The 18,332-nt window shown below is 73.6% G+C and carries 19 protein-coding genes; 12 read left to right on the top strand and 7 right to left on the bottom strand.

The genetic code is table 11. From position 1 onward, the window contains the following. Window positions 1-21: 21 nt before the first annotated feature. The 7 genes from C1701_RS14515 to C1701_RS14485 form a co-directional block, all read right to left on the bottom strand. The gene (locus tag C1701_RS14515) at window positions 22-384 is read right to left on the bottom strand and encodes a hypothetical protein (protein WP_026419342.1); all 363 of its coding nucleotides are present in this window, start codon (window positions 382-384) and stop codon (window positions 22-24) included. Then, window positions 381-2,717, bottom strand: a complete 2,337-nt coding sequence (locus C1701_RS14510) for a TNT domain-containing protein (protein WP_103056032.1) — start codon at window positions 2,715-2,717, stop codon at window positions 381-383. Before C1701_RS14510 ends, C1701_RS14515 begins: the two co-directional genes overlap by 4 nt. A 21-nt stretch (window positions 2,718-2,738) precedes the next feature. Further along, on the bottom strand, window positions 2,739-3,065 hold the full coding sequence (locus C1701_RS14505) for a WXG100 family type VII secretion target (protein ID WP_051314094.1): 327 nt from the start codon (window positions 3,063-3,065) through the stop codon (window positions 2,739-2,741). Further along, on the bottom strand, window positions 3,062-3,559 hold the full coding sequence (locus C1701_RS14500) for a YbaB/EbfC family nucleoid-associated protein (protein WP_103057051.1): 498 nt from the start codon (window positions 3,557-3,559) through the stop codon (window positions 3,062-3,064). The genes C1701_RS14505 and C1701_RS14500 overlap by 4 nt, the downstream gene beginning before the upstream one ends. Window positions 3,560-3,716: 157 nt before the next feature. Continuing rightward, window positions 3,717-4,667, bottom strand: a complete 951-nt coding sequence (locus C1701_RS14495; protein ID WP_026419344.1) for a hydroxymethylglutaryl-CoA lyase — start codon at window positions 4,665-4,667, stop codon at window positions 3,717-3,719. 43 nt (window positions 4,668-4,710) lie between these two features. Then, window positions 4,711-5,241: a PH domain-containing protein gene (locus tag C1701_RS14490; RefSeq protein WP_030104812.1), complete on the bottom strand. Its 531-nt coding sequence runs from the start codon at window positions 5,239-5,241 to the stop codon at window positions 4,711-4,713. Window positions 5,242-5,331: 90 nt separating this feature from the next. After that, window positions 5,332-6,243 (bottom strand): biotin--[acetyl-CoA-carboxylase] ligase, encoded by a 912-nt coding sequence (locus tag C1701_RS14485; RefSeq protein WP_043509828.1) that lies wholly within the window; start codon window positions 6,241-6,243, stop codon window positions 5,332-5,334. Between the two features lie 712 nt (window positions 6,244-6,955). On the opposite strand from C1701_RS14485, the gene C1701_RS14480 reads away from it, so the two are divergent. The 12 genes from C1701_RS14480 (at window position 6,956) to C1701_RS14430 (ending at window position 18,315) form a co-directional block, all read left to right on the top strand. Then, window positions 6,956-8,596: an acyl-CoA carboxylase subunit beta gene (locus C1701_RS14480; protein WP_026419346.1), complete on the top strand. Its 1,641-nt coding sequence runs from the start codon at window positions 6,956-6,958 to the stop codon at window positions 8,594-8,596. 34 nt (window positions 8,597-8,630) lie between these two features. Next, a complete protein-coding gene (locus C1701_RS14475; RefSeq protein WP_030104809.1) occupies window positions 8,631-8,867 on the top strand; it encodes an acyl-CoA carboxylase subunit epsilon in 237 nt (78 codons plus the stop codon). A gap of 142 nt (window positions 8,868-9,009) precedes the next feature. After that, complete coding sequence (locus C1701_RS14470) at window positions 9,010-9,639, top strand: Maf family protein (RefSeq protein ID WP_026419348.1); 630 nt, start codon at window positions 9,010-9,012, stop codon at window positions 9,637-9,639. Beyond that, a complete protein-coding gene (locus C1701_RS14465) occupies window positions 9,630-10,865 on the top strand; it encodes a DUF418 domain-containing protein (RefSeq protein WP_103056031.1) in 1,236 nt (411 codons plus the stop codon). Before C1701_RS14470 ends, C1701_RS14465 begins: the two co-directional genes overlap by 10 nt. A 469-nt stretch (window positions 10,866-11,334) precedes the next feature. Continuing rightward, entirely contained in the window at window positions 11,335-11,424 is a 90-nt protein-coding gene (locus tag C1701_RS28135; RefSeq protein ID WP_372492994.1) for a putative leader peptide, read from the top strand. Window positions 11,425-11,469: 45 nt separating this feature from the next. Then, window positions 11,470-12,879, top strand: coding sequence for a dicarboxylate/amino acid:cation symporter (locus tag C1701_RS14460; RefSeq protein WP_103056030.1), 1,410 nt, complete (start codon window positions 11,470-11,472; stop codon window positions 12,877-12,879). A gap of 312 nt (window positions 12,880-13,191) precedes the next feature. After that, window positions 13,192-15,003 carry an acetyl/propionyl/methylcrotonyl-CoA carboxylase subunit alpha gene (locus C1701_RS14455; RefSeq protein WP_248783799.1) on the top strand — a complete coding sequence of 604 codons (1,812 nt, stop codon included), beginning with the start codon at window positions 13,192-13,194 and terminating at the stop codon, window positions 15,001-15,003. Then, window positions 14,985-15,251, top strand: a complete 267-nt coding sequence (locus tag C1701_RS14450; RefSeq protein WP_030104805.1) for a hypothetical protein — start codon at window positions 14,985-14,987, stop codon at window positions 15,249-15,251. The genes C1701_RS14455 and C1701_RS14450 overlap by 19 nt, the downstream gene beginning before the upstream one ends. A gap of 94 nt (window positions 15,252-15,345) precedes the next feature. Further along, window positions 15,346-15,735 (top strand): DUF1707 SHOCT-like domain-containing protein, encoded by a 390-nt coding sequence (locus tag C1701_RS14445; RefSeq protein ID WP_103056029.1) that lies wholly within the window; start codon window positions 15,346-15,348, stop codon window positions 15,733-15,735. Window positions 15,736-15,952: 217 nt separating this feature from the next. Then, window positions 15,953-16,915, top strand: a complete 963-nt coding sequence (locus tag C1701_RS14440) for a hypothetical protein (protein ID WP_051314097.1) — start codon at window positions 15,953-15,955, stop codon at window positions 16,913-16,915. A 120-nt stretch (window positions 16,916-17,035) separates the two neighbouring features. Then, the gene (locus C1701_RS14435; protein WP_051713298.1) at window positions 17,036-17,629 is read left to right on the top strand and encodes a GNAT family N-acetyltransferase; all 594 of its coding nucleotides are present in this window, start codon (window positions 17,036-17,038) and stop codon (window positions 17,627-17,629) included. A gap of 35 nt (window positions 17,630-17,664) precedes the next feature. Next, a complete protein-coding gene (locus C1701_RS14430) occupies window positions 17,665-18,315 on the top strand; it encodes a DUF3558 domain-containing protein (protein WP_103056028.1) in 651 nt (216 codons plus the stop codon). Window positions 18,316-18,332: the final 17 nt, after the last annotated feature.

The raw sequence follows: 18,332 nt of genomic DNA, 5'->3' as shown, positions 1-18,332 counted from the left end.
CACCGGCCGCCGCGACCCCGGTCACCGGCCGACCGGAAGCCCCGTGGGCGGGGTGGCGGCCTCATGCGCGGTGACCGGTGGCGGGCTCGGACGGATCTCGTCCACGGTGGACGTGGGTGACGTGGTGCCGAGGGCACCTCGGAGCACCTGGGTCCAGGACAGCCGCCCGAACAGGTAGAAGCAGGCCACCTGTTCGTTGGAGAACCTGGCCCAGTCGTACCGGTTCCCGTGCTCGCGCCAGAAGACCTCCCAGGCGGGCTCGCCGCCGTTCTCCCCCGGGTCGTGCAGCACGCACCAGGCGTCCTCGGCCTCCCGGCCGACGGACACGACCTCGTCCGGCACCCCCACCCGGGCGAGCCAGTCCGCGATCGAGTTCATGTTCACGTGGTGTCTCCTCCGGTCGCCGTGGAGCCGAGCCGATCCAGGTAGCCCATCGCCACCAACTCGGCCACCGCGTACGTGGTGCGGTATCTCAGGGCGCCCCCCGGTTGGGCGAACCAGGCGGCGGCGGGGCCGGCCCACACGGGCAACGGCCGGGCGACCCGGTACCGCGCGTACTCGCGGTCGGCGTGGCCCGGTGGCAGCGACCGCGCCTCGAACGGGGCCCCCGCGCGGCAGAGCAGGCGTCCCTCCTCGTCGCCGAACCGGTCGAGTTCCGCCCCCTCGGACAGCACCACGGGCTCCAGGCCACCAGGGTCGGCGGCGCCCTCGGGGAAGAGCTCCGGTGGCGGCCAGGCGTACTCGGGTGGGCGGCCCGTCGCCAGGTCGATGCCGCGCACCACGAACCGGCGGTCCCACTCGCGGTCGGTGGGCGTCGGTTCGGGGACGGCCACGGCCGCCCCGGGGGGTGAGGTGCCCTCGGGTGCGGGCCCGGAGCCGTCGGGGCCCTCTCCCCCGGGTGTGTCCAGGGTGTTCACCAGGTCCGCGCGCGGATGGTCCTGGGGCGCGTACCTCCCGCCGGGGGCGTAGTCGCTGTCGGGAGCGGGAGCGGGCCGTTGCCGGGCGGGTTCGACCTCGGGGACCGGGATGCGTCCGAGGGGGAACAGGTGCATGACGAACGAGGCGACCTCGGGGAGTTCGCCCTGCGGGGTGGCGGTGCGTCGCGTCGTGCGCGGTTCGGCTGGTGGCGCCGCCGGTCCGTCCGGGGCCCCGGGTCCGAGCACCTGCTTGGCGACCGGAGCCGCGCCGGCAACCGGGGCCAGCGGCTGCTGGCCGGGGGCCGGGGCTGGGGCGGGGGCGACGGCGGCTCCGGGTGGTACGGCCGTTCCACCGCCCACCGGGAACTCGGGTCGGAACGGCATCGGTTTCGGCTGGCCGCCGAGCGGCGGAGCGGCCCCGGCGCCGCGACCGGGGTCGGCCTGGCCGCCTGGCGCGCCGGCGCCCCCAGCACCGCCCGAACCGGGAGGGACCGCCGGCGCGGGCCCACCGTGCGGAAGGCCGGGACCACCCGCTCCCGGTGGCGCGGCGGGCAGGCCGCCAGCTGGGAGGTGCCCGCCAGGCGGCTGTCCCCCTCCTGGAGGGGGCGGCGGCACCGGCTGACCACCCGGCTGCCGTTCGGCCGGTGCGGTCGGCTGCGCGGGAGCGCTTCCGGCCCAGTTCGGGTCCACCCTGGTCGGTCCGGTGACCTCCCCCGGACCTGCCCCGGCCGGGGGTGCCCCAGCGGGGGGCGGCGCCGACGGGGGTGCCGCCGCTGCCGGTGGTTCGGTGATCGGGGGTGTGCCCGCCACGGGCGGGGCTGGCGGGGCGGCGGAGTGGACTGGCGGCCCGGGCACGGCGGCCGGGACACCGGCACCCGTTCCGACGGGTGCGTCCGTTCCGGACGGCGCGGTGCCTCGGGTGGATGCCGGGAGGGGTGGGGCTCCGGTGTTCGATGGTTCGGACGGTGGTGGGGGCGTTTCCTCGCCAGGGACATCCGGGATCGGCTGGCCGTCACGGCCACCCAGGAAGCCCTCGTCCAGCCCCCACTCCTCGCCGCTGCGGACGGCGAACTCCTCGGAGATCTCCCCCTCGGCCACCAGGCTGCTCATCACCTCCTCCAGCAGGAACGCGGAGTCCGAGGCGGACCGTTCGAGGAAGTCCCCGTCGTGCTGGCCGAGCCCGAACGGCGCGCCCTCCCCGATCCCGTCCTCGTCACCGAGCAGTGCCTCCGGCGAGGAGAAGGTGAGCGCTGTTGGGCTGCTCGCACCGGCGACCGGGGTCGCGCCGGGCATCATGACGCCGTTCCCGAGGTCCACGGCCTCGGCCAGGCCGCCCTGGATCTGGGCGAACTCGGTGCGGGCGGCCGAGAAGAGGGAGTCGAGCCCGGCCAGGGCGTCGGTGTGCCCCGCCGCGGCCGCCTGCTCGGCGGCGTCCGCGCGCTGGGCGAGGACGACCAGCCGGCGCACGATCGCCACCTTGGCGGCCCCGACCTGTTCGGCGCCGTGTTCCAGGCGGTCGGCGGCCGCCAGGCAGCCCTGGACGATCAGCGGGTAGTCACCCGCGTCGGCGTCCACGAAGGCGCGCCACTCGCGGCGCGCGCCGTCCGCGGTCGCGCCGGTGAAGCCGTCCAACGCCTGGTCGGCGAGGGAGTCGGCCCGCCGACCCGCGACCTCGACGTCCTCGGCGGCCTCCCGCCAGGCCTCCGCCTGGTCACGCATGGCCTCCTCGTCGGCGGCCGGCCAGCGCACCCCGGCCCGGTTGGCGATGTCCACGAGCTCGCCGGGTAGTTCGATCCCCATCCTCAGATCCCTTCGGCGAGATCAGCGGCTACCGGGTCCGGTGCCCAGCGCGCTGGTGTTGGTCTCCTCGGCGTCGCGGTAGGTGGCGGCCGAGGCGCGGAGGCGGTCGGTGTGGTCGGTGAGCCTTCCCGGCAGGCCGCTCATCAGCTCCAGGGTGGTGTCGGCGGGGTCCACGTGACCGGCGGCGAACCGGCGGCCGATCTCGTCGTCGCCCCAGCACTCCCCGGTCGCGTCCAGCACCTCGCGCAGCCGGCCCAGGATCCGCTCAGCCGTGGTCGCCTCCCCGCCCAGCGCGGCGGCGCGCTCGGCGAGGAGCTCCGGGTCGACCTGGTATCCGTCGTGGCTCACCGTCCGCTCCTCTCTCCCGACGTGGACCACCCGCCGGGGCGGAGCCAGCTCACCGCGTCGAACGAGTCGTCCTCGCTCGTGCCACCGGAAGCGGCGGCGCCCTCGTACCGGTCTCGGCCGCACGCGTCGGGGCCGGGGAGCAGGTCCCGATCGGAGAGGTCACCGGTCCCCGCCAGCACCGAGTCCGAGCCGACCCGTTCGGGCAGCACGGGGGCCAGGGCGAGTTCGGCGGCCCGACTCGCGGCCTGGGAGGCTTCGGAGACGGTGGTGAGCACGAGTCTCGCGAGCTCGTCCGGCCGGTGCCGCCGGTAGGCGTCCGGGCTGATCGTCAGGTCCCGCAACGCGCCCTGGGAGCCGACCGTCGCCGTGACCGTCCGGTCCGGGCTGCTCGCGGTCTCGCGGATCGCCACGAGATCACGGCGCACGGTGCCCAGCTGCTCCCGGCTGCGCCGGTAGTCGGCCAGCAGCGCGTTCACGTCGGCCTGGTGGTCCATGTGGGCCAAGGTCGCCTCCGGGGTGGCCGACGGCACGGGGTACCGGTCTGGCAGGTTCCGGCTTTGACGGCGGCAGGGCTCCCCCGGTTCCGACGGAATAGGGAAACTTTTTCACGTCCACCCCGGCGGTCCGTTGATCAGCAACGCCGACCGGCTCTCAGGGCGCCAGCGCCGCGACCACCCGGGAGACGCTGGGGCGGCCGAGCCGCTCCGCCATCCACCTGCTGGTCTCGACCAGCGCGGGCAGGTCGACGCCGTGGCGCACCCCGAGCCCGTCGAGCATCCACACCAGGTCCTCGGTGGCGAGGTTCCCGGTGGCCGACCCCGCGAAGGGACAGCCCCCGAGCCCACCCGCCGAGGAGTCCACCGTCCGGACGCCGGCGCGCAGCGCCGTCAGGGTGTTCGACAGGGCCTGGCCGTAGGTGTCGTGGAAGTGGACGGCGAGCGTCACCGCCGGAGTTCCGGCGCGCTCGAAGGCGGCTAGCACGGCGAGCACGTGGCCGGGCGTCGCGACCCCGATGGTGTCCCCGAGGGAGAGCTGGTCCACTCCCATCTCCGCCAGGCGCGCGCCCGAGGCCACGACTCGTTCCGGCGGGACCGCCCCTTCCCACGGGTCGCCGAAGCACATCGACAGGTAGCCGCGCACCCGGACCCCCTCGGCGACCGCCCGCGCCACCACCGGTTCGAGCATGGCGAACTGCTCGTCGAAGGACCGGTTCAGGTTCCGCCGCGCGAAGGTCTCGGTCGCGCTGGCGAAGACGGCGATGTCCTCGACCCCGGCCCGCAGGGCGCGGTCCAGCCCGCGTTCGTTGGGCACCAGCACGGGGTACCGGACACCGGGTCGGCGGGGAAGGCGGGCCAGCAGCTCCTCGGCGTCGGCGAGCTGGGGAACCCACTTCGGGTGGACCAGGCTGGTGGCCTCCACGACGGGCAGGCCGGCCGCCGCCAGCCTCTCGAGGAACTCGAGCTTGACGGCGAGGTCCACCGGGCGGGACTCGTTCTGGAGGCCGTCCCTGGGCCCCACCTCCCAGATGGTGACCCGAGGGGGCAGGCCCTCCTCCTCGGGTGCCGGAACGGTCTGGGGCAGGCCGGGGGTGCGGGTGCTCAACGCTGGGCTCCTCACCGTGTCGGCGGCGCCTGCTCCAGGGCCGCTAGTCCGGGTCGCGTTGCGGACGGGACCGGTAGTAGTAGTCGCCGTCGTCATCGTCGTTGATCTGGTGGTAGAGCAGGCCGTGCACCCGCTCGACACTCGGGATGTCGTCGAACTCCAGGGGCTCCTCGGACGCGGACTCGATGATGAGCGTGCCGCACCCGAGGACCCGGTCGATCAGGCTGTGCTGGAAGCGGACGCTGTTGATGCGGGACAGCGGGATGTCGATGCCGGTGCGGTGCAGGACCCCCTCCCGCACCATGACCCGTTCCGAGGTGACGACGAAGTGGGTGCTGCGCCACCGCACGAGGGGGGTGACGAACAACCAGAGGATGAGGACGCCCCCCAGCACCGCGAGCGAGATCCAGGCGATCTGGTTCCAGGAGAGGTCCTGGGCCAGCGCGGCGAGGTAGGAGCCACCCCCCACGATGACCAGGAAGGCGATGGTGGGCCAGACGAGCGTCTTCCAGTGCGGATGCTTGTGGATGACCACCCGTTCGTCGTCGGTGAGCATGTTCTCCGGGTATCCCACGGATCCCTCCCCGCTCTGCCCGTACCGCTGCCGACCTGATCACCGTACCGGCGCGCCAGCCCGCGCGGGACGGCAACCGACCCGATTCCGTCACGTCCCACCCCCGGTGGGGGCACCGCCCGGCCCCTGCTCGGCCCGCAGGTGGTGGACGTCCCCGGCCGGGTAGTGGGCGCGCGCGCCGTCGTCGGTGCGCAGCACCAGCTGGCCCAGGTCGTCGACGTCCTCGGCGACTCCCGTCAGGTGCCCGCCTCCGGGCAGGTCGAGCCGCACCCGGGTGCCGAGGGTCGCGCACCGTTCGCGGTAGGCGGCGAGCTGACCGGACCGGCGGACGTCTCCCGCGTGATCCCGCCACCGCCGTTCCGCCGAGGCCAGCTCGTGGAGGAACACCGAGGCGAGGGTGGTGCGATCGGTCTCGGTGGCCCCCTGGAGCACCAACGACGTCGCCGGGACCGCGCCTGGACGGCTGGGCAGCTCCTCGGCCTCCTGGGTGACGTTGAGCCCGACACCGACCACCACGGCGGGCCGCTGCCCCTCCGATGCGGCCCTCGCTCCCCCCGGGCCGGCCGGAGGCACCGCCACCTCGGCGAGGATGCCGGCGCACTTGGCGCCCTCCGCCCCGACGAGCAGGTCGTTCGGCCACTTGAGGGCCGCCCGGACCCCGCACCGCTCACGCACCGTCCGCACGAGGGCGAGGCCGGTGAGCAGCGGCAACCAGCCCCACGCCGTTCCCGGCACGTCCGCCGGCCGGAACAGCACGCTGAGGGTGAGACCCGCCCGGGGCGGGGACTCCCAGTCCCGCCGGAGCCGGCCGCGCCCGGACCGCTGTTCCTCGGCCAGCAGCGCACTCCGGTCAGGAGCGCCCCGCCGGGCGGCGTCCACGAGGTCGGCGTTGGTCGACCCCGTCACCCCGACCACGTCGACGGAGGTGAACGGGCCGCCGTCCACCAGCTCGTGGTGGAGGCGGACCGCGTCGAGCGGGGGTCTGTCGAGTCGAGCGCGCACCGCACCAGCCTACGAACGACCGGCCGCCCACCGGTCGGGCCGGCCCCCGGGACGGGCGTCCCGCATCCGAGGCCCTGGCGCTGCTCGGCGCGCCGGGCCCGCCTCGTCACGCTGGGGTCGGGGCGGGCCGCCACCCGACGCCGCCTGTCCCGTTCCCGCTCCCGCCTTTTCCTGGTTCCGCCCGGAACGGCACCGGACCCGGAATCGAAAAGCACCGTCCCGGTGTCGTCGTCCCCGGGGGGTGGTGGTCCGCCGGCCGATTTCCGCTCGTACGACACCATTCGCCTTCCGCGACAACCGGACGCGCCAACTTCCCCTTTCCCCCACTTCCGAGTGAAACGCGGGTCCTGAATCCGCTACCGCGGTGCCGCGTGCCGTCGGCCCGGCCACGCCGCCAGGCCCCGAGGCCGCGGCCGCGCGACCCGCCGGCCGCCGCGGGCGCGGCGCCGGCCCTCCCGGCGGCACGGCCCGGGCCCCCACCTCGGCCCGACGAGCGCCGCACCCCCGGTGGGTGGTACGGGCAGGCCCCCGCGGCCCCCGCGCGAACCGCTCAGCACCGACCCGTGCGTGGACGACAAAGCGAGCGGTCCGTTCTTGGTCCAGTTCCACAGAACTACCGCATCGCGGCAGGTGGTATGGGGTGCGGTCCTGGCAGGAGGAGTCCGGGCAAGGGTGCGGAGAAGTGGCTCCGACAACGCTAGGCTGCCTCCTCATGAGCAGCGCGACGGAGCCGATCGGGGAAGTGCCGGATGCCGAGCCGGACATCCACACCACGGCGGGCAAGCTCGCCGACCTCTACCGCCGGAGCCACGAGGCGGTGCACGCCGGCTCGGCCCGAGCGGTGGAGAAGCAACACGCGAAGGGCAAGAAGACCGCCCGTGAGCGGATCGACATGTTGCTCGACCCGGGGTCCTTCGTGGAGATCGACGAGCACGCTCGTCACCGGTCCACCAATTTCGGCATGGAGCGGAACCGCCCACTCGGCGACGGTGTCGTCACCGGATTCGGCACCGTCGACGGCCGAAAGGTGTGCGTCTACTCCCAGGACTTCACGATTTTCGGCGGTTCGCTGGGCGAGGTGCTCGGCGAGAAGATCGTCAAGATCATGGACCTCGCCATGAAGACCGGCTGCCCGATCGTCGGGATCAACGATTCGGGGGGCGCGCGGATCCAGGAGGGCGTGGTCTCCCTGGGGCTCTACGGCGAGATCTTCCGGCGCAACACCCACGCCTCGGGCGTCATCCCCCAGATCTCGCTGATCATGGGGCCCTGCGCGGGCGGTGCGGTGTACTCCCCCGCCATCACCGACTTCACCGTGATGGTCGACAAGACCTCGCACATGTTCGTGACCGGCCCGGACGTCATCCGGACCGTGACCGGTGAGGACGTCGGGTTCGAGGAACTGGGCGGCGCGGAGACGCACAACTCGCGGTCGGGCAACGCCCACTACCTGGCGGAGGACGAGGACGACGCGATCTCCTACGTCAAGGCGCTGCTGAGCTACCTCCCCTCGAACAACCTGTCGGACGCCCCGGTCTTCGAGGGGGAGGACACCGGCGAGGGCCCGGTCGCCGACACGCTCACCGAGAGCGACCTGGAGCTGGACACCCTCGTCCCGGACTCGCCGAACCAGCCCTACGACATCCGGGACGTCGTGACCCGCGTGCTCGACATGGGTGACTTCTGCGAGGTCCAGGAGCTGTTCGCACCCAACATCGTGATCGGCTTCGGCCGCGTCGAGGGGCACAGCGTCGGAGTGGTCGCCAACCAGCCCACCCAGTTCGCCGGCACGCTGGACATCGCCGCCAGCGAGAAGGCCGCCCGTTTCGTGCGGACCTGCGACGCCTTCAACATCCCGGTGCTGACCTTCGTCGACGTCCCCGGCTTCCTGCCAGGCACGGACCAGGAGTGGAACGGCATCATCCGACGCGGGGCGAAGCTGCTCTACGCCTACGCGGAGGCCACGGTCCCCAAGATCACCGTGATCACCCGCAAGGCGTACGGGGGCGCCTACGACGTCATGGGCTCCAAGCACCTGGGCGCGGACATGAACCTGGCGTGGCCCACCGCCCAGATCGCGGTGATGGGGGCGCAGGGCGCGGTCAACATCCTGCACCGCCGGACCCTGGTCGAGGCGGCGAACCGGGGAGAGGACATCGCCGAGGTGCGAGCCCGTCTCCAGCAGGAGTACGAGGACACCCTGTGCAATCCCTACGTGGCCGCGGAACGGGGCTACGTGGACTCGGTGATCCCACCGTCCCACACCCGGGGGTACATCGCCCGGTCCCTGCGGATGCTGCGGGACAAGCGGGAGGCGCTGCCCCCCAAGAAGCACGGGAACATCCCGCTCTGACCCTGGCGGGCCGACGGTCAACGGAGGTGAACGCATGAGCACGAACGACGAGGGCCAGCCGGCGCGTCCGCTGCTGCGGATCGTCCGGGGCACCCCGGACGACGTCGAGCTGGCGGCGCTGACCAGCGTGGTGGCCTCACTGGCCTCGGCCGGTCCGGCCGAGGGCGGCCGGCGGGAGCGGTCGCCCTGGGCGGAGCGCTCCGCCTCCTTCCGCCAACCCCTGAGCCCCGGGCCCGGGGCGTGGCGGCGTTCCACGCTCCCCCGGGGGTGACGGGCCGCTGGGCGCGAGCCGGCCGGAGGCCGTCGAGCGCGGGGAACGGTGGCCGGGCATCGCGATCCGGCGCCGTTCCCGCCCCCGGAGTTGGTGCCGCCCCTGGCCCTGGCGGGTCGCGGCACCCCTCTACGCTCGACCCGTGCAGCTGATTCTCGCCTCGGCCTCACCCGCCCGACGCAGTGTGCTGCGGGCCGCCGGTGTCGATCCGGTGGTCCGGGTCTCCGGCGTCGACGAGGACGCGCTCATCGCGGGGATGTCCCGGCCGGACCCGGCTCGGGTCGTCGTGGAGCTGGCCAGGGCGAAGGCGGACGCGGTCGCCTCCGAGATCGCCTCGGAGCACCCGGATTCCGTCGTCGTCGCCTGTGACTCGATGCTGGCGGTGACGGGTCCGGACGGCGTGACGGCCGTGGGCAAGCCCGGTTCGGTCGAGCGCGCGAGGGAACGGTGGAAGTCCCTGTCCGGGAGCAGCGCCGAGCTGTTGACGGGCCACGCGGTGGTGCGCGTCGAACACGGTCGGCGGGTCCAGTCGCTGGAGGGCATCGCGGGGACCACGGTCCGGTTCGGTGAGCCGACCGAGGCCGAGTTGGAGGCCTACCTGGCCACGGGCGAACCGCTCCAGGTCGCCGGGGCCTTCACCCTCGACGGTCGCGGCGGGTGGTTCGTGGAGGGTGTGGAGGGGGACCCGTCGAACGTCGTCGGGATCAGCCTGCCCCTGACCAGGAAACTCCTCGCCGCCGCCGGGGTCGACGTGGTGGCGCTGTGGAGCTGACCGGCGAACGCCGGGCGAGGGCCAGCGGCCCCACGTCGCGGGTTCTCGGTCTCGACGTGGCGCGCGCCCTCGCGGTGTTGGGGATGTTCGCCGCGCACATCGGCCCGCACCCCAGGGACGGCGCGGAGGGCGCCGTGGTGCTCGAGGTGTTCCACGGCCGGTCCGCGGCGCTGTTCGCCCTGCTCGCGGGCGTCTCGCTCGCCCTGCTCAGCGGCGGCCGCACCCCCGCGGCGGGTGGGGACCGCGGTGCCGTCGTCGTCAGGCTCGCCGTCCGAGCCCTGCTGCTGTTCCTGATCGGCCTGGTGCTGGGCGCGCTGGGCACCCCGGTGCTGGTGATCCTCTGCTACTACGCCGTGTACTTCGCGCTGGCCCTGCCGCTGCTCTGGCTCCGACCGGCCGCGCTCTGGGCGGTCGCGGCCGCCTGGGCCGTCCTCGGACCGTTGGTGTCCTTCTGGCTGCGGTCCCGGTGGGCGCCCAGCGACCAGCCGTACGAGTACCACGTGTTCGAGTCACTGGAGTGGTCGAATCCCGACGGGCTGCCCGCGCTGCTGGTCACCGGGTCCTACCCGGCGCTGACGTGGATGCCGTTCGTGCTCGCCGGCGTCGCGGTGGGGCGGCTGGACCTCTCCTCCACCCGGGTCGCCAGGACGCTGTCGCTGGTCGGGGCGGGCCTGGCGGTGGCCGGGTACGGGCTGTCGGTCTGGATATCGGCCTCGGGGAACGCGGACCGGCTGCGTGGACTCCTCCTCGACCAGTACGGGTTGGGCACGCCGCCGACCGAGGAGTTCGCCGCCCGTCTCGACCAGCTCGTCCAGTGGGGCATGCTCGGCACCGTGCCCAGCGCCGACCCCGCGTGGCTGCTGGTCTCCTCCCCGCATTCGGGAACTCCCTTCGAGGTCGTGGGGGCGACCGGAGTCGGTCTGCTGGTGCTGGGCGGGTGTCTCCTGCTCTGCCGGTGGGGGGTGGTCGCGGCGGCACTCACCCCCCTCCGGGCGATCGGGTCGATGCCGCTGACCGTCTACGGCGCCCACCTGGTCGCGCTGGCCGCCGCGCATCCCCTCGACGAGGGCGACCGGTGGCCGGCGCTGGGGTTGTTCGTGTTGATCACGGCCGTGGTGGCGGTCGGGTGGTCGCTGGTGTTCCGCCGGGGGCCGCTGGAGTGGATGTTGTGGTCGGCGAGCACCCGCGTCTCCGAGGCGGTGACCGGCTCCGCCGGCGCCCGGTGACGACGGTCGTCGGCACCGGTTCGCGGGCCGCCCGACGGCCGGCCCCGCCCCCCGACGCCCGTCTCGGAGGCTGACGGCGGGGGCTGTCACCACCGGCCGTGGTGCCCCGTCGCCGGCCTGCCAGCCCCGTCCCCGCCTCCGACCGGATCCACCCCTCCCCCGCCAGCCGTGAGCACCGGGTGCCCGCGCTCCGCCGCGTGCCCGGATCGAGGGCGGCTCCGCCACGTGCCCGACCGCTGTCCGATGGGGTCGAGGCCCGTTCCGGCCCCCCTGGATGTCGTTCGCGGCCCTGGCCGTCACGCCCGGGCGAGGTGGGGGCGGACGGCGTGAACGCCCGCGCGGCCACGACCGGGTGATGGAGAACTCATGCCCCGCTGGTCCGAGCGGCGGTGTCGGACGGCGGTGACCGCAACCACAATCGGCGCGGAACGGGAAGAGATCTTCACACGATCGGGTTACAGCCCCCGCTATGCGAAGCCGATACAGGACTCCCCTGCTGACCCGCCGTCGCCACGTCGACTACTGCCGGTTGGCGAGTGCCACCTGTCCGGGTCGCTGATCCGACTCAGCACCCGACCGCCCGCACTCGTCCAGGAGTCCTCCCATGTCCGAGGCGACCGTCCGCCGCAGATCCCTCCGTCCCAGCCTCGCCATCCAGGTGCTCGCCGCCCTGTTGCTCGGCCTGTTGCTCGGCCTGGCCGCCAGGTCCCTCGAGTGGGACTGGCTGACCACCACCCTGGCCACCCTCGGTTCCTCCTACGTGAGCGCGTTGCAGGTGACCGTGGTCCCGCTGATCTTCACGGCGATCGTCGTGAGCATCGCGAACCTCCGCGACCTCGGGCGGGGCCCGGGAGCGGTCGCCCGCCTCGGCGGGAAGACCCTGCTGTGGTTCGCCGCCACCTCGCTCATCGCGGTGCTCATCGGACTGGCGACCGGCCTGCTCAGCCGCCCGGGGGAGGGCGTCGCGATCCAGCCCGATCCCGAGACGGTGGAGTCGCTGGCCGAGCGGCAGCCCGGTTCCTGGCTGGACTTCCTGACGGGCCTGGTCCCGAACAACCTCTTCGCCGCGTTCGCCGACGGAGCGGTGCTCCAGGTGGTCGTGATCTCCGTGGTCACCGGCATCGCCGCCTACGCGCTGAAGGACAAGGCCGCTCCCTTCATCGCCTTCAACCGGTCCGCGTTGGAGATCGTGCAGAAGGTGCTGTGGTGGCTGGTGCTGCTCGCGCCGCTCGGCGTCCTCGGGCTCATCGGCCGCGCCGTCGCCACCTACGGCGTCGGGGAGACCCTGGCCCCCCTGCTGCGCCTCGGCGTCTCCGTCTACGTCGCGTGCTTCGTCGTGCTGCTCGCCGTCTACCCGCTGCTGCTCCGACTGGTCGCCGGGGTCAGCCCGCTGTTGTTCTTCCGGAAGGCCTGGCCCGTCCTCCAGTTCGCGTTCGTCTCCCGTTCCTCCGGGGCGACGCTCCCGCTGAGCACCCGGACCGCGGTCAACCTCGGCGTGGACTCGCGGTACGCGAGCTTCGCGGTGCCCCTGGGCGTGACCACCAAGATGGACGGGTGCGCCGCCATCTACCCGGCCATCGCGACCATCTTCATCGCCCAGTTCTACGGTGTGACGCTCACCCCCACGGACTACCTGCTCATCGTCCTCGTCGCGGTGGTCGGCTCGTCGGCGACGGCCGGCGTGACGGGGTGGTTCACGATGCTCACCCTGACCCTGAGCACCGTCGGCCTGCCGTTGGAGGGGGTCGCCCTGGTGTTCGCCATCGACCCGATCCTGGACATGATCAGGACCGCGACCAACGTCGCCGGTCAGATCGTCGTCCCGGTCCTCGTCGCCCGGAGCGAGGGGCTTCTCGACCGGGAGACCCTGCTCTCCCGGGACAGCTCACTGCTCGACCCCACCGCACCGCCGCTGGCCGAGGAGACCGCGCCGGCCGGTGCCCACGACGGGGGGTCGTCCAGCGGGCAATCCCCGGTACCAGCCGGTGAGGGGCGCTCCCCGGCAACGGGCTGAGCACCGAACGGCCACCCGTGAACCGGATCATCCATCGCCAAATGGGTGATCCGGTTCGCGTTCGGCGGACCGTTCGGGCCCGTGCCACCCGGGGAGCTGTCGGGCAGCGACAGAAACGGGCCCCGCCTTTGGTAGGGCTTCGCCATGACCGATCGCCCCTCCGGGCAGCGAGCATCGATCAGGGGTTTTGTGCCCGGACGCGTCCTTCGGTCCGCCACTCGCCGTAACGGCGACGGCCAGGGCCCCAGCAAACTTTGGTCGGGCCGGCCGTCGGCGACGACGTGCCAGGCGAGGAGGTTGAGCGTGCCCGAGTTGGCAGCCGAACACGGCACCGGAACCGGGTCGAGTGTCGAGATCCGTCCCCTACGCAAGGTGCTGATCGCCAATCGCGGCGAGATCGCCGTCAGGGTGATCCGGGCCTGCCGGGACGCCGGTCTGAGCAGCGTGGCGGTGTACGCCGACCCGGATCGGGACGCTCCGTTCGTCCGGTTGGCGGACGAGGCCTTCGCCCTCGGCGGGGACACCGCGGCCGACAGCTACCTGTCCGTCGACAAGCTGCTGGACGCCGCCGAGCGCAGCGGCGCCGACGCGGTCCACCCCGGCTACGGTTTCCTCTCCGAGAACGCCGACTTCGCCGAGGCCGTGACCAAGGCCGGCTTGACCTGGATCGGCCCGACGCCGCAGGCGATCCGGGACCTGGGGGACAAGGTCACCGCCCGGCACCTCGCGACGAAGGCCGGCGCGCCGCTGGTGCCAGGCACCAAGGACCCGGTCTCCGGGCCCGAGGAGGTCGTGGCCTTCGCGACCGAACACGGCCTGCCCGTCGCCATCAAGGCGGCCTTCGGCGGTGGCGGTCGTGGTCTCAAGGTCGCCAGGACCCTCGAGGAGATCCCCGAGCTGTTCGACAGCGCCGTCCGGGAGGCCGAGGCGGCCTTCGGCCGGGGCGAGTGCTTCGTGGAGCGCTACCTCGACCGGCCGCGCCACGTCGAGGCCCAGGTCCTCGCGGACCAGCACGGCCGCGTCGTGGTGGTCGGCACCCGGGACTGCTCGCTCCAGCGCCGCCACCAGAAGCTCGTCGAGGAGGCGCCCGCGCCCTTCCTGACCGAGGAGCAGCACTCCACCATCCACGAGGCCGCCAGGGCGATCTGCCTCGAGGCCGGGTACCACGGTGCGGGAACCGTGGAGTTCCTGGTCGGCACGGACGGCACGATCTCCTTCCTCGAGGTCAACACCCGCCTCCAGGTGGAGCACCCGGTGAGCGAGGAGACCACCGGCATCGACCTCGTCCTGGAGCAGTTCCGGATCGCCGAGGGCCTGCCGCTCGAGCTCGCCGCCGACCCGGTGCCACACGGCCACTCGATCGAGTTCCGGATCAACGGCGAGGACGCTGGGCGGAACTTCCTCCCCGCTCCCGGCACCGTGACCCGGTTCGTGCCCCCGAGCGGACCCGGTGTCCGGGTCGACGCCGGCGTCGAGTCCGGCAGCGTCATCGGCGGGCAGTTCGACTCGCTGCTGGCCAAGCTCGTCGTCACCGGTCGGACCAGGGCGGAGGCACTCGCCAGGGCCCGTCGCGCGCTGGACGAGTTCGAGGTCGAGGGGATGGCGACCGTGCTCCCCTTCCACCGCGCGGTGGTGCGTGACCCGGCCTTCACCGCCGAGGACGGCTTCGCCGTGCACACCCGGTGGATCGAGACGGAGTTCGACAACACGATCGAGCCCTTCACCTCCGGAGGCGCCTCGGCGGGCGAGGACGAGCCGAGGGAGTCGGTGGTCGTCGAGGTCGGTGGTCGCCGGCTCGAGGTGTCCCTCCCGGCTGGTCTCACGGCCGGGCCCGGCCGTGGTTCGGGTGCCGCCGCGACGAAACCGGCGCCGCGTCGCCGTGGTGGTGGTCGGACCGTCGCCGTGTCGGGGGACGCGGTCACCGCCCCCATGCAGGGGACCGTCGTCAAACTCGCGGTCGCCGACGGCGACCAGGTCTCGGCCGGCGACCTGGTCGCGGTCCTCGAGGCCATGAAGATGGAGAACCCGGTCACCGCGCATCGGGCGGGGACGATCACCGGGCTGACGACCAGCGCCGGCGACACCGTCAGCCAGGGCACCGTGCTGTGCGAGATCAAGGACTGACCGGCGGGGTCCTGGTGGTCCTGCCCGACCGCGCCGACGCCGAGCTGCTGGCGGACGGCCTGGCCGAGGAGGGCTGGCGACCAGCGACCGTGCACCGCGAGCTGCTGGCCGGCGAGGACGACGCCGAGGACGCGGACTGGGTCGTCGAGCTGCTCAGCACGCCGGCAGGAGAACCGGCGACGGCCCTGCGGAACCGCCTGGACGAGCTGGCGCATCCCCTCCACGGGTTCACCAGCGACCTCGACTGACCGGTGGCACGTCGTCCCGTCGCCCGGGCCGCCACGGCGACGGGCGCGGGGCGACGTCCGCTCCACCGCGCCGGCGAACGTAACATCGGCGTTCGTGGAGGACTTCCCGTCACCAGACGTCCGGATCGGGGACGCCGAACGAGCCGAGGCGGTGCGGCTGCTCGGTGAACACCTCAGTGCCGGGCGCCTGGGGGCGGAGGACTACGGGGACCGCGCCGCGCGGGCGTCCTCCGCCGTGACGCGCGGGGACCTCGCCAGGCTCTTCGTGGACCTGCCGGAACCCCGTCCCGAGTTCCTACGCCCGCCACCCCGTCCACGGGGCGATGTGGAACCGCGGCGCCACGGCGGGACCCTCGACTTCGGGACCGTGTCCACGATCGGGTTCTGCTGGGTCGCCGGCCTGGCGATCGCCTTCGTCGTGCGCAACCCGGTGGTCCTGCTGCTCCCCCTGGTGGTGACCCTGGTGCTGCGACCCCGTCGCTGAGGCGGGACCCGCTCCCGGCTCGCGTCCGGCCCCCGAAGGGCCTCCGCCCGGTTCCTCGCTCGCCTCCCCGCCCCGGCCCGCGTCCGCGACGGCCGTCACCCGACACCCCCTGATTCCCCCGTTCCGCTTGACGCCGTGCCGAAGCCGTTGGTACCCACCGGTCGGGGGATACGGCGGACGGAGATCGTCGTCCGGCCGGTGACGAGGGGAGCCCGGGATGCCGCAGCTCGTGATCATGGCGCTGGTGGCCGTCGGAAGCGCGATCGCGGCGATCGTCCAGCGACGACGCGACCGCCGACTGGCGGCCGAGCTGAGCGCCTGGGCAGCCCAGCACGGCTGGGTCTACCAGCCCGACGACCAACGCTGGGTCGGGAGGTTCCAGGGGCCGCCGTTCAACAGGGGCTTCGGGCGCGCGGCGAGGCACGTCCTCGTCGGACGCCACCGGGGTTGGCGCGTCGCGGCGTTCCAGTACGTCTACAAGGAGAAGCGGGGCTCGGGGAAGAACCGGCGCACCGTGACCATCACCAACCTGGTGGCCTGCGCCTCGGCGGAACGCCGCATCCCGTGGCCCTCCCTGCAGATCGGCCGGGAACACTTCGGACACCGGCTGCTGAACCTCTTCGGCGGGCACGACCTGCGGTTGGAGAGCGAGGACTTCAACCGCACCTTCCGGATCAACACGGTGGACGACAAGTTCGCCTACGACGTCCTGCACCCGCGCACGATGGAGTGGATGTTGGCCGACGCGCGGGCCGTCCGGTTCCCGCTGCGCTTCGAGAACGTCGACCTGGTGACCTGGGAGAGCGGGACGCTGGACCTGCCGCGCGCCACGTCGATGCTGGACTACCTGGTGGACTTCCTGGAACGGGTTCCCCAGTTCGTGTGGAACGACGGTGGGGACGGCTACCACACACCGCGCACCCCGGGAACCTCGTCGGGGCCGCCGCCCGCCGCGCCGCTTCCGCCGCCGGGCATCGCCGGCGCCCCCAGCTCCCCGGCCGGTCCGCCGCACGGCGCCGCTGGTCCGGCCCCGTCCTTCGACCCGCCAGCCGCCCCGGCCACCCCGCCCGGTTGGCACCCCGGCCACCCGGCGCCTGGCGCGCCGGGTGCCGCCCATCCGGGTTGGAGCGCTCCCCCCGCTGGCTCGCCAGGGCACCCCCCGCACCCGCCCCGGTGGTGAGCTCCGGCGGGGATCCCGGAGAACCGCGCGGCCCGCGCGACCGCCCTCGTGGAGCGGCCCTCGGCCCCCTGCCGTGGTGGCGGGTCCGCGCGGAGCACCGCCCGGCCCTACCCTCCTCCCGTGGACGAGGTGGAGATCAACGCTGGCGTGGCCTACCTGCGGTCGCTGCGCGCGGACGGTGGGCTCGACGACCGCCCGGCGCTGGTCGCGGCTTCGGGCGACCCCGTGGCCCGAGCGGTGATGGGGATCGGTTCCCCCCTCGACGGTGACGGCGCGGGGGCCTACGTGTCCCGCCGCCACGAGCAGGGCCGCCGCGACGAGCTGATCTCGTGGGCGGTGGCCGAGCCGACCAGCGGGGCGTTGCTCGCCGAGGTGATCCTGGTTCCCGCCCGGGCGGATCGCTCCTCGGCGACGGCTTCCGCCGAGCTGCGGTGGTGGACCGGGCCCGGCGCCTCGGACCCGGACGTGTCGCGCGGAGCGCTCACCGCCGTGGTCGGTTTCGCGTTCGCGGGCCTCGAACTCGGTCTGCTGTGGATACGACCCACGGCGGAGGCCGACGCCCTCGCGGAGGCCATCGGGTTCCGACGGGGCCGGCCGACCAGCCCGTCCTGGTGCGACGAGGCGGGTGCCGCGCGCGCACTCCCCTGGTGCATCACCGCCACCGGTTCGGCGGCCGGAACCGGACCGGCTCCCAGCCGGCGGCACCGTGCGTAGCTGACTCCATCCGCTCCGTGGGTTACGGTACGGCCATGCGCGGGTTCACCTCCGGACGACGGCTGGTCGGCTCCGTCGCCGCCGTCCTGCTCACGACTGGCTGTGTGGCGGAGGCCGGTGGCCGTGCCGCCCTCCGGGAGCCACCGTCGCACCTGCTGGCCCCACTGCCCTCCCCGTCGGTCCCCCCACCGCCGCCACGCCCCGCCGAGATGCCGCTCGACGGCGTCGACCCGTGTGCGCTGCTCGGCCGGGAGGACCGGATCCAACTGGGCATCGACCGCCCTCCGGTCCCCGGGGTGGAGAACGGCTTCGGCGAGGCCGCGACGTGCAGCCTGCGGAGCGCGCAGAACCTGGTGGGAGCCCGCCTCGCGCTGGTCACCATCGAGGGTGTCGGGGTGTGGACGGACGACACCGCGCAGGTCGAGGTGGACCACGTCTCGTCAGCCGGTTTCCCGGCGCTCGTGGTGCGGACCCCCGGGCAGGAGGGCGTCTGCAACGTCGAGGTCGACGTCGCGGAGGGGCAGTTCCTCGACGTCCTCTACCGGGACGACGGAGCGAGCCCACCTCCCGGTCTCGACCAGCTCTGCGCCGGGGCCGAGCGGGTGGCGGAAATCGTCACCGCGAATCTGCGCGAACGGTCCGGTGTCGCGGCGGAGGAACACGAAACTGCTCCACCATCGGGTTAGCTTCGCCGGATCACGTC

It is taken from the genome of Actinoalloteichus sp. AHMU CJ021, from assembly GCF_002895405.1.
Classification (GTDB): Bacteria; Actinomycetota; Actinomycetes; order Mycobacteriales; family Pseudonocardiaceae; genus Actinoalloteichus_B; species Actinoalloteichus_B caeruleus.
Note: the sequence above shows the minus strand (reverse complement) of the source record. Positions and strands in the feature narration are given on the sequence as shown.

Bases quoted from the DNA above. Each gene is read 5' to 3' on its own strand.
- C1701_RS14510 (WP_103056032.1), bottom strand. From the start codon at position 2,717: ATGGGGATCGAACTACCCGGCGAGCTCGTGGACATCGCCAACCGGGCC.
- C1701_RS14500 (WP_103057051.1), bottom strand. From the start codon at position 3,559: ATGGACCACCAGGCCGACGTGAACGCGCTGCTGGCCGACTACCGGCGC.
- C1701_RS14480 (WP_026419346.1), top strand. From the start codon at position 6,956: ATGAGCAGCGCGACGGAGCCGATCGGGGAAGTGCCGGATGCCGAGCCG.
- C1701_RS14475 (WP_030104809.1), top strand. From the start codon at position 8,631: ATGAGCACGAACGACGAGGGCCAGCCGGCGCGTCCGCTGCTGCGGATC.
- C1701_RS28135 (WP_372492994.1), top strand. From the start codon at position 11,335: ATGCGAAGCCGATACAGGACTCCCCTGCTGACCCGCCGTCGCCACGTC.
- C1701_RS14460 (WP_103056030.1), top strand. From the start codon at position 11,470: ATGTCCGAGGCGACCGTCCGCCGCAGATCCCTCCGTCCCAGCCTCGCC.
- C1701_RS14440 (WP_051314097.1), top strand. From the start codon at position 15,953: ATGCCGCAGCTCGTGATCATGGCGCTGGTGGCCGTCGGAAGCGCGATC.
- C1701_RS14430 (WP_103056028.1), top strand. From the start codon at position 17,665: ATGCGCGGGTTCACCTCCGGACGACGGCTGGTCGGCTCCGTCGCCGCC.